This is a genomic window from Roseateles sp. (assembly GCF_044373315.1).
Lineage (GTDB): Bacteria > Pseudomonadota > Gammaproteobacteria > Burkholderiales > Burkholderiaceae_C > JACDQM01.
The window spans coordinates 1-3,153 of record NZ_JBILQK010000200.1; the positions used below are offsets into that span (position 1 = coordinate 1).

Here is a 3,153-nt window from a genome sequence, read left to right on the forward strand (position 1 = left end):
GAAGGCGAGGCGCGCTTTGTGGCGATCGAGAAGCTGGTGCGCGAGTGGCAGCCAGATGCACTGGTGATCGGCGTGCCCTTCCACCCCGATGGCGCCGAGCATGAGATCACCCAGCGCGCGCGCCGCTTCGGCCGCCAGCTCAAGAGCCGCCTGCGGCTGCCGGTGTTCGAGGTCGACGAGCGCTACACCAGCGTCGAGGCCGAAAGCCGTGGCGCGCGTGATGTGGACTCGGTCTCGGCGGCCTTGATACTTGAACAATTCTTGCGGGAACAACAAGCATGAGCACCTTACTTCTAGACGCCGAGGCGCTGTACCTCGACCTGCTCAAGGGCGTGCAGCGCCTGATGGGCAAGGACACCGTGCTGGTGGGCATCTGGTCGGGCGGCGCCTGGCTGGCCGAGCGGCTGCAGCGCGATCTGGGCCTGGCTGGCGAGGCCGGCGTGATCTCCAGCTCGCTGCACCGCGACGACTTCGGCTCCAAGGGCATGAGCGCCAGCGCCGACCACACCAAGCTGCCCTTCGAGGTCGAAGGCCGCCATATTCTGCTGATCGACGACGTGCTCTACACCGGCCGCACCACGCGCGCGGTGATCAACGAGCTGTTCGACTTCGGCCGCCCGGCGAGCGTGCAGCTGGCGGTGCTGGTGGACCGCGGCGGACGCCAGCTGCCGATCGAGCCGGCCTTCTCGGCCGCGCGCGTGGCGCTGGGCGTTGAGCAGAAGCTGCGCCTGGCGCGCGACGAGGCCGGCCGCTTCAGCTTCGATGTGAAGTGAGCGAAGGGAACCAGAAGATGTTGTCGAAACGAAATCCCCAGCTGAACAAGCATGGCGAGCTGGTGCACCTGCTCTCCATCGAAGGCCTGCCGCAGGCGGTGATCCACCAGATACTGGACACCGCCGGCACCTTCCTGTCGGTCAACGACCGCGAGGTCAAGAAGGTGCCGCTGCTGCGCGGCAAGTCGGTGTTCAACCTGTTCTTCGAGAACAGCACGCGCACCCGCACCACCTTCGAGATCGCGGCCAAGCGCCTGTCGGCCGACGTGATCAACCTGGATATCGCCCGCTCCAGCACCGCCAAGGGCGAGACGCTGCTGGACACGGTGGCCAACCTCAGCGCGATGCACGCCGACATGTTCGTCGTGCGCCACAGCGAGAGCGGCGCGCCCTACCTGATCGCGCAGCACTGCGCGCCGCATGTGCATGTGGTCAACGCCGGTGACGGGCGCCATGCGCACCCGACGCAGGGCCTGCTCGACATGTACACGATCAGGCACTACAAGAAGGACTTCCGCAACCTGACCGTGGCCATCGTCGGCGACATCGTGCACTCGCGCGTGGCCCGCTCGGACATCCATGCGCTGAACATCCTGGGCGTGCCCGAGATCCGCGCGGTCGGCCCCAAGACCCTGGTTCCGGGCGATCTGCGCGAGATGGGCGTGCGTGTTTGCCACAGCATGGAAGAAGGCATCCGCGATGCCGACGTCATCATCATGCTGCGCCTGCAGAACGAGCGCATGAGCGGCGCGATGCTGCCCAGCGCCGGCGAGTTCTTCAAGAACTTCGGCCTCACGCCCGAGAAGCTGGCGCTGGCCAAGCCCGACGCCATCGTGATGCACCCGGGGCCGATCAACCGCGGCGTCGAGATCGACTCCTCGGTGGCCGACGGCGGTCAGAGCGTGATCCTGCCGCAGGTGACCTTCGGCATCGCGGTGCGCATGGCGGTGATGTCCATCCTTGCTGGAAACGAAGCATGAAGATTCTCATCAAGAACGGCCGGCTGATCGACCCGGCATCGGGCCTGGACCGCGTCGGTGACATCGCCATCGCCGCCGGCCGCATCGTCGGCCTGGGTGATGTGTCGGCGGACTTCGACGCCAACCGCGTGATCGATGCCCACGGCCTGGTGGTGGCCCCCGGTCTGGTGGACCTGGCGGCACGCCTGCGTGAGCCGGGGCTGGAGCAGCGCGGCATGTTGGAGAGCGAGCTGGCGGCAGCGGCGGCTGGCGGTGTGACCAGCTTGGTCTGCCCGCCCGACACCGACCCCGCGCTGGACGAGCCCGGTCTGGTGGAGATGCTGAAATTCCGCGCCCGCAAGCTCAGCCGCTGCCGGCTGTTTCCGCTAGGCGCGCTGACCCGTGGCCTGGACGGCGAGACGCTGACCGAGATGGCCGAGCTGACCGAGGCCGGCTGCGTGGGCTTCAGCCAAGCCGAGCGCCCGATCCAGAACACGCAGTTTCTGACCCGAGCCTTCCAGTACGCCGCCACCTATGACTACACGGTGTGGCTGCGCCCGCTGGATCCCTGGCTGGGCGGCGGCGTGGCGGCCAGCGGTGCGGTGGCCACGCGCTTGGGGCTGGCCGGCGTGCCGGTGACGGCCGAGACGGTGGCGCTGCACACCATCTTCGAGCTGATGCGTGCCACCGGCGTGCGAGTGCATCTGTGCCGCATCTCCAGCGCCGCGGGCGTTGAACTGGTGCGGCGTGCCAAGGCTGAAGGCTTGCCGGTGACGGCGGATGTGTCGATCAACTCGCTGCATCTGACCGATGTGGATATCGGCTACTTCAACTCGGCGATGCGCGTGAACCCGCCTCTGCGCCAGGGCCGCGACCGCGATGCGCTGCGCGCCGGCCTGGCCGACGGCACGCTGGATGCGCTGGTGTCTGACCACATGCCGGTTGATGAGGACGAGAAGAACCTGCCCTTTGCCGAGGCCACGCCCGGCGCCACCGGGCTGGAACTGCTGCTGAGCCTGGCGCTCAAATGGGCCGAGGACGAGGGTCAGTCCTTGCCCAAGGCGCTGGCGGTGGTGACCAGTGCGCCAGTCCAGGTGCTGGGTTCGGCGCTGGGCTCGCTGGCCGCCAGTGCCGGCCGTCTGGTCGATGGCGGCGTGGCCGATCTGTGCATCTTCGATCCGCGCGAGCGCTGGGCGGTGACGCCGGAGCGCCTGGTCAGTCAGGGTAAGCACACGCCGTTTGCCTTCGGCATCACCGGCTTCGAGCTGCCGGGCCGGGTGCGCTACACGCTGGTGGCCGGCACGCTGGCCTTCGAGGCCCGCGTCTAGTCGGATGCGCAGCCTGATCGCCCTGTGGCGCCTGACGCGCCTGACCCTGCATGTGCTGCACGGACTGCTGCTGGTTCGCCTGCAGTTCGGCCG

Annotated in this window: 4 protein-coding genes; all 4 read left to right on the forward strand. The window is 68.1% G+C overall.

Going from position 1 to position 3,153, the window contains the following annotated elements; translation table 11 throughout:
• On the forward strand, positions 1–282 hold a 282-nt coding region (gene ruvX / locus ACIQ67_RS20340; protein ID WP_397536192.1), incomplete at its 5' end, for a Holliday junction resolvase RuvX.
• Positions 279–773 (forward strand): bifunctional pyr operon transcriptional regulator/uracil phosphoribosyltransferase PyrR, encoded by a 495-nt coding sequence (gene pyrR, locus ACIQ67_RS20345; protein ID WP_397536193.1) that lies wholly within the window; start codon positions 279–281, stop codon positions 771–773. The genes ruvX and pyrR, both read left to right, overlap by 4 nt.
• Before the next feature lie 17 nt (positions 774–790).
• Complete coding sequence (locus tag ACIQ67_RS20350; protein ID WP_397536194.1) at positions 791–1,753, forward strand: aspartate carbamoyltransferase catalytic subunit; 963 nt, start codon at positions 791–793, stop codon at positions 1,751–1,753.
• Complete coding sequence (locus ACIQ67_RS20355; protein ID WP_397536195.1) at positions 1,750–3,060, forward strand: dihydroorotase; 1,311 nt, start codon at positions 1,750–1,752, stop codon at positions 3,058–3,060. The genes ACIQ67_RS20350 and ACIQ67_RS20355 overlap by 4 nt, the downstream gene beginning before the upstream one ends.
• The last annotated feature ends 93 nt before the right edge of the window (positions 3,061–3,153 follow it).

Bases quoted from the DNA above. Each gene is read 5' to 3' on its own strand.
- pyrR (WP_397536193.1), top strand. From the start codon at position 279: ATGAGCACCTTACTTCTAGACGCCGAGGCGCTGTACCTCGACCTGCTC.
- ACIQ67_RS20350 (WP_397536194.1), top strand. From the start codon at position 791: ATGTTGTCGAAACGAAATCCCCAGCTGAACAAGCATGGCGAGCTGGTG.
- ACIQ67_RS20355 (WP_397536195.1), top strand. From the start codon at position 1,750: ATGAAGATTCTCATCAAGAACGGCCGGCTGATCGACCCGGCATCGGGC.